Source organism: Streptomyces sp. NPDC026522, from assembly GCF_055567555.1.
This window is the reverse complement of sequence record NZ_JBVHQF010000022.1, coordinates 25335-31570: the sequence shown is the minus strand read 5'-3', so window position 1 is coordinate 31570 and position 6236 is coordinate 25335. Positions and strand designations below refer to the sequence as shown.

General features: G+C 70.7%; 9 protein-coding genes. 6 read left to right on the top strand and 3 right to left on the bottom strand.

Annotation, left to right across the window (positions count from 1 at the left end):
- Positions 1–33 precede the first annotated feature (33 nt).
- The 4 genes from ACZ4M3_RS35215 to ACZ4M3_RS35200 all read left to right on the top strand — a co-directional run bounded on the left by ACZ4M3_RS35215 (position 34) and on the right by ACZ4M3_RS35200 (position 3306).
- Positions 34–294 (top strand): hypothetical protein, encoded by a 261-nt coding sequence (locus ACZ4M3_RS35215; protein ID WP_157854982.1) that lies wholly within the window; start codon positions 34–36, stop codon positions 292–294.
- A 1323-nt stretch (positions 295–1617) separates the two neighbouring features.
- On the top strand, positions 1618–2175 hold the full coding sequence (locus ACZ4M3_RS35210; RefSeq protein WP_059303084.1) for a hypothetical protein: 558 nt from the start codon (positions 1618–1620) through the stop codon (positions 2173–2175).
- Positions 2172–2765 carry a hypothetical protein gene (locus ACZ4M3_RS35205; RefSeq protein WP_467739700.1) on the top strand — a complete coding sequence of 198 codons (594 nt, stop codon included), beginning with the start codon at positions 2172–2174 and terminating at the stop codon, positions 2763–2765. The genes ACZ4M3_RS35210 and ACZ4M3_RS35205 overlap by 4 nt, the downstream gene beginning before the upstream one ends.
- Positions 2766–2841: 76 nt before the next feature.
- A complete protein-coding gene (locus tag ACZ4M3_RS35200; protein ID WP_079033336.1) occupies positions 2842–3306 on the top strand; it encodes a RapZ C-terminal domain-containing protein in 465 nt (154 codons plus the stop codon).
- A 93-nt stretch (positions 3307–3399) separates the two neighbouring features.
- On the opposite strand, the gene ACZ4M3_RS35195 is transcribed toward ACZ4M3_RS35200, so the two are convergent.
- Complete coding sequence (locus tag ACZ4M3_RS35195; RefSeq protein ID WP_030902708.1) at positions 3400–3633, bottom strand: hypothetical protein; 234 nt, start codon at positions 3631–3633, stop codon at positions 3400–3402.
- Between the two features lie 157 nt (positions 3634–3790).
- On the opposite strand from ACZ4M3_RS35195, the gene ACZ4M3_RS35190 reads away from it, so the two are divergent.
- Positions 3791–4519 (top strand): recombinase family protein, encoded by a 729-nt coding sequence (locus tag ACZ4M3_RS35190; protein WP_467739697.1) that lies wholly within the window; start codon positions 3791–3793, stop codon positions 4517–4519.
- A 50-nt stretch (positions 4520–4569) separates the two neighbouring features.
- Here the strand turns inward: ACZ4M3_RS35190 and ACZ4M3_RS35185 are convergent, their stop codons facing one another.
- The gene (locus tag ACZ4M3_RS35185; RefSeq protein ID WP_467739695.1) at positions 4570–5208 is read right to left on the bottom strand and encodes a nuclease-related domain-containing protein; all 639 of its coding nucleotides are present in this window, start codon (positions 5206–5208) and stop codon (positions 4570–4572) included.
- Between the two features lie 488 nt (positions 5209–5696).
- Between ACZ4M3_RS35185 and ACZ4M3_RS35180 the strand changes: the two genes are divergently transcribed.
- Positions 5697–5897 (top strand): hypothetical protein, encoded by a 201-nt coding sequence (locus ACZ4M3_RS35180; RefSeq protein ID WP_141726811.1) that lies wholly within the window; start codon positions 5697–5699, stop codon positions 5895–5897.
- A 72-nt stretch (positions 5898–5969) separates the two neighbouring features.
- Here ACZ4M3_RS35180 and ACZ4M3_RS35175 read toward each other — a convergent pair whose 3' ends face one another.
- On the bottom strand, positions 5970–6233 hold the full coding sequence (locus ACZ4M3_RS35175) for a hypothetical protein (protein WP_059303080.1): 264 nt from the start codon (positions 6231–6233) through the stop codon (positions 5970–5972).
- Positions 6234–6236: the final 3 nt, after the last annotated feature.

Below are 6236 nucleotides of genomic sequence, written 5' to 3'. Positions count from 1 at the left end.
CACACAGGCCCCGTTATGGATAAGATCTTGGACATGGCAGTACGAGGACGTCAGCAGCCGGGCCGAACGGGAGTGTTCCCCTCGGACAAGCCGTTGCGCGCCACCGTGATGCTCAAGCCCGGCGACTACGTACGCGGGTTGTACGAGGAGCTGGTGAACGACCTTGGGATCTCCGGGGCCGAAGTGCTCCGCGAAGCCCTTACCGAGCTGCACAAGAGGGAAGCCCGCCGCAAGGCGAGGCAGGCCCCGAGGGCGGCCCAGCACGCTGGTGAGGAGCTGCCCCAGACCGGATGACAACAACGTCCGGACGCGCAAAAGCCCTGACCCGAAAGTTCAGATCAGGGCACCGCTCGTTCGGCGGGACCACCTCAGTCACAAGCTGCCAGGCGCGGGTCTGAGAGTCCCTATCTCCACATGTAGGCCCATTTCAGGCGCCGGACGGAAGTCCGGGGCCGGGCCTTCGTATGTGCCCCTTATCTAGCTCCAGGAGCAATCGCATCGTAGCAAGAAGCTGCGGTGGTGGCCCAGTGCGCCCTCAGTCCGGTGTGTCCGGAAGGGAGGTCATCCACCCACCGCGTACCCAGTTCCTCCGGCTCCAGGCCGTTGAGGAAGCCCCCGCCCGGGGACCGCCCGTCCAGCCCGCTCAAGTCGTAGCTGGACGCGCTCCACCATGGCGGGTGGAGAAGGCGACATGCCGAGGGGAGACCGGTCCCCGTCCGAAGGGCCACGGAGACGTGGAGCCGGAGGAGCAGACAATGAAACCGGCCCGTGGCCCCTGCCAGGCGAGCAGGGGTAAACCCGGAGTAGCCCGCGGTTGAGATCGGTCCGCGTCACCAAGACCGACCCCGGCTTGCCACCGGGAGAGTAAGGCCGAGCCGCCCCCATACGTGACACCCGCTGATCGGGCACGCAGGGGCCGTGTAGACGCTAAACGGTGAAATGGAGCAGCAGCCAGACCGGCCTTGCCATGACGAGTGATCCCATGGCGAACAAGGTGGACCCCAGCCGGCGCCCGCGCAGAGCGGGCAGAGACACGACCTCTCAGCGCTGACTGCAAGTCCCGGTCCCAAGGCGAGCGTGCGAATACCCGTGGCCTGAGTGAAGCGACATACCGTGACGGGCGTACCGGAAACGAGTACCCCAGGTTGAAGCGAAACCCCCCTCTAGCAGAGATGGCAGAACCCCAACGGGAAGCTCTGTCATTTTTGCTAGGGGGGGCCGCTTCTCTCCACCCGCTCAGGGCACCCGGAGGGTGCGCGGGTGGAGCAAAGAGAACAGCCAAGCGCGAAGCGCTTGTCCTTCAACTACCGGGCCGAAGGCCCGAGAAGGAACGCGCGAAGCTCCTTATCCGCGCCTGAGAGGGCCGATCCGGCCCACCCCCACCGGGGGTGAGGTCGAGGACGAGAGAGAGCCGGATCGGCCCTCTCAGGGGTGTTCAGCCTGGCCGTAGGCCAGTCCTTTACGCCCGAACAGTCGTTCCCCTTATGGGCAGTTGAACGACAGACCTCACCCACCACCGGGCCCTCCCTCCCCTTTCCTAGAGCTGCCCGGGATTGGCATATGACGACAATGCAGGTTCCCGTGACAACCTAGGTTCACGACAGCTAGGGTTGTCGCATGGAGATGAAGGAACCGACCCAGGAAGAACGCGACCAGCTCCGTCAGGCCCTGCACAAGGCCCTGGAGAAGCTGGGGGACACGGTGTACGAGCGGCTGACCGCCGGACGCCCGGACGACGCGGAGGAAGTGCTGGACCTCACCCGTCCGGAGATCCCCCTGGCGAAGCTGATCGTCTGCAAGTACGCGGACGAGGAACTGGACGTGCTGGCCGAGCGGTTCGCCCGCGCGGCCGGAGCGGCCGGAGCCAACTACGCCGAGCTGGGCACCGCGTGGGGGATCTCCCGCCAGGCCGCCCGCAAGCGCTGGCCCGGAGCGGTGAGCGCGATCAACGAGCGCGCCAACAAGGAGCCCGTGCACTTCGAGGCGTTCGGCGGAGAGGCCAGGGTGTCCTTCCACCCGGAGGACGGGAGCTGGTGGTGGATCGCCACCGCTGCCAACCGGAAGGTGCGCGAGGCGCCCGAGAAGGCCGAGTACGACACGAGCGAGGAGGCCGCGGCCGCCGCCGGCGCCTTCCTCGCGGCCAACACCACGACCACCGAGGAGTCGACCCGATGACCCAGCCCGATCTGACCGCCCTGGCCCTGGCCCTGCGGAACCTGTTCGACACCTACCCCACCGACGCCGACGACGCCGAGCGCGCGACGCTCACCCTGGAGGCCGGCGGGCAGCAGCACGTCGTACGACTCCAGCCCGGCCAGGTCGAGTGGCTGACCCACCTCGTCCGCGACGAGGACGGCAGTTGCCGCAACGCCCACGCGGACGGGACCGGGGCCTGCGAGCACTGCCGGGGGCTGGGAGTCGTCGGCGGCCGCAAGCCTCGCACGTGGGTCGCCTGGCAGGTCGACGGAGGCGGCCCCGGGATGCCGTGCACCGACGCCGCCACCGCCAGGCTGTACGCCGAGCAGCAGTACCGCGACGGACTCCACAGCGAGGACCAGGACGCGGCCGTACTGGTGTGGACCGGCGACGAGGACATGCGCACGCTGGAGGACCAGGGCGAGGACACCGGATGGTGCGTCAGCCCGGAGACCATCCAGACGCCGCCGGACGTCTGGACGTGCACGTGGTGCGGTGAGGACAACGACAACGCGTTCGGCCGCTGCCCCGGCTGCAGCCACCCCCACCCCGCCGCCTCGTCCACCTGAGACCCGCCGGAATCGGCAACGGGCAACACCGCCAACCGACTACCGCCGCCCGCAGGCGGCATGGAGGCTGAACAGCATGGAGACCACACCGCAAGACCTCAGCACCCTGTACTGGGACGGACACGTCCAGAGCGTCATCACCTCGTACGGCGCCGGCCACCACGACGACCCGGGCGGCAACGCCGTGGTGGTCGACACCCGCCCCCTGCGCAACCCGCCCGAGGACCCCGAGGTCCGCGACCGGATGCTGCACAGCAACGGCCTGGACCCGGAGGTCCGCCGGTACGTCATGGCGACGCCGGGCGCGAAGGAGCTGGTGGCGCAGTCCGCCGAGAAGGTCCGCATTCTGTTGGAGCGCGACAACCTGAAGCAGTGGACCGGCGGTCCGCAGCAGTACCGCGTGGATGTCCACGTGGTCTGTGGTGGCGGCCGCCACCGTTCGGTGGCCGTAGCCGAGGAGATCGCGGTGCACCTGCGGGCGGCCGGGATCGGGTGCGAGGTCGAGCACCGGCACATCGAGCGGCCGATCCTGCAGAAGTGACGCGGCCGGGACCGTCGTAACCGGCCCCGGACGCGCACACCAGGACACCACATCGAGCAGGCCCCGCCCATCAGGGCGGGGCCTGTCCCGTGCTCAGGACCCGAACGCCTCCCGCCATCCGCTCCGTACCCCGCGGCCCACGGCCCGCCAGGACGACAGGAAGCAGCTGCACCCGTCACCCTCCCGCCGGGGGCAGCCGGCCGCGTGCCCGCGCACGCCGAGCCGGACGAGGGAGAAGGGGAGCACGACCAGCTCCGCGAGCAGGACGCACGGAGCGACGAGGAGGACCAGGACGTGAGAGCGCCAGCGGCGCGTGTTCGTGTTCATGGTCGGCAGTCTGGAACGGTTCCCCTGTGGACAGTTTCCGGCGAGCACGGCTGACGCCCCCTCAGAACGGCCCGTCGAGGGCCGGATAGGGTCTGTTCGATGTCACAGTTATGCCCATTACTGTGACAGTGCAGGTCAGCGCGTTGGAGGCGATCAGATGCGGCTCGCGGGGTACATCCGGGTGTCGACCGGCAGTCAGCTGGACGGGTTCGGGCTGGAGGACCAGGAGCGCATCGTGCGCCGATGGACCCGCGAGCACGGACACAAGCTGGCGAAGCTGTTCGTGGAGAAGGCGCAGTCCGGCACCATCGCCGGGGACGAGCGGCCAGAGCTGGCCGACGCCCTGTTGTGGGTCGAGGAGAAGAAGGTTCAGGGCATCGTGGCGCCGAACCTGGACCGCCTGGCCCGCGAGCTGGTGGTGCAGGAGGCAGCCCTGGCCCAGTGCTGGAAGCACGGCGGCCGCGCGTTCATGGCCGATCAGGGCGAGATCCTGCCCGACGACCCCGAGGACCCGATGCGCACCGCCATGCGCCAGATGATGGGCGTGTTCGCACAGTTGGACCGAGGCATGACCGTGGCCAAGCTCCGCCGCGGCCGCCGCATCAAGGGGGAGAAGGGCCAGTACGCGTACGGCGCCCCGCCGTACGGATGGGCCGCGCACAAGAAGGAGCTGACCGAGGAGGAGATGGAGCAGGCCGGACGAGCCCGCGCCCGCCAGCTCCGGGACGAGGACGAGCTGTCGTTGCGCGAGATCGCGGCCGCGCTGGAGGCCGAAGGGCTCCGCCCGAAGCGCGGGGAGCACTGGCACCCGGAGACCGTCCGCCGGATGCTCGCGAACACGACCGACCGGCCGCCGACCCTCCGCCGGCGCGAGCGCACCGCGTAGGGACGACGAAGGGCCCGGCCAAGCGGCCGGGCCCTTCTGCCTGTTCCTCGTCAGGAAGCCGGGGGCAGCGTCCGTTCCGCCAGCTGCCCGACCGCCGCCCGCCGGGCCGAGTCCCACCCGGGTTGGGGAGGAAGGCTCCGGAGCAGGCCGCGCAGCCGCTTCGCCTCCACCACGGTCACGCCGCCCAGTTCGAGGCGTCCGCGCGGAGCCGGAACCTTCGCGCCGTGCACGGCGACCACGGGCCGGACCGGGACGCCGAGGGCCCGAGCTGCCTGTTCCGCCTCCCAGACCACCGTCTGCAGGGCGCGGGTCTGGTCGTAGCGGCCGTACCGGAGGGTGCCGCCCTGCACCGTCAGCTGGGACTTGTCCGACGTCCAGTTCTTCGTGTCGACGTACAGGGCGCCAGCGGCCGTGAAGGCGAGGTGGTCGAGGTTCGCCCGACTCCCAGGAATCGCCCGATCGTGGAGCACCACGGCGTGGCCCCGGCGGACGAGCGGGGCCAGGAGCTTGGCCGTCCGCGCCTCCCCGGCGGCACCCACCGCCCAGCTGTTGTGGCCCCGGCGGTACAGCCGCCGTGCGCCGAGCCCGACCACGACCAGCGCGGCGACCAGGCCGAGTTGCCAGTTCGTCAGCGAGCCGGCCGCCGACCCGACCACCGCGGCGGCCGCCGCGAGTAAGGGCAGCAGCACCCGGGCCCGTCGATGCTGTGCTGCCCGCTCCGCTGTCCGTGCCGCCTCACCCATCCGGCCCGCGCTCGCCCCGGCTCCGCTTCGGTGCCCCGCTGTCGTCATCCCGCCGCCCCTCCCGTGTGGTTACTGCCTGTACCGGGACGGTAGCGCCCGGGGGTGACACGGCACAGGCGAAAGGACCGGCCACCGTCACATGGCACGCGTAGCCGCCTCTCGTTGCCGACTGCGGCCCGTCCGGGGTGCCAAAAGACGGCAACGGCGGGAGGGGGGAGGGGTGGCCCGGGTGCGGTGTGCCGTCGACTCCGCCGGAGTCGGGCCGGGCGCCGTACTCCCGCCGTCGCGGATGCGGGAGCGTGAGGAGACCGCACCACCGGCCGTGGTCGAGGGGGAGCAGCAGCTGCCGCGAGGTGGCCGAGCCCGTCGTGGGCGCTCCGCTCAGCGCGGCACCGTGGGCCCGACCCGTTCGGCGAACTGGGAGACTTGGGCAGGTGAGCACCACCCGCCGCCCGTTGGGCACCGGACCCCGGACCGCCGAGGAGCAGTCGCCAATTGGCGACCAGCGCGAACGCGGCCGGACAGCCGCAGAGCGGGCAGCCGTCGAGCCGCCCGCCCTGGCCGTCGAGAACGAGGTGGTGGAGGCGCGGCCGCCGGGCCGCCGCCCGTTGGGCACCGGGGGCGCCCGCTTCTAGTTTTGCTCCCTCATTTGAGGGCCGATTTATGGAACTTCCCCAGGTCAGATGGGGTAACAGTCGCCCGGACTGTTACCGCGATCCTGGGGGAAGTGCCCGACGCCGGCGGGCCGTTCGCTCCGGCCGAGCCGGGACGTCCGCACGGTCGACCCGTACCGAGGTGGGGCCCTCGTCCGGCTGGACGTCGAGCACCAGGCGCAGGCCGCCGCCGCGGTGCGTGAGCCGGGTCGGCTCACCGGCCTGCAGCGCGGTGCACGCCTGAAGAAGCGGCAGCAGGATCTCCACCACCCGCTCGCCCCGCTCGCGATCGTCCGTCATGACCCTGATCTGCACCATGAG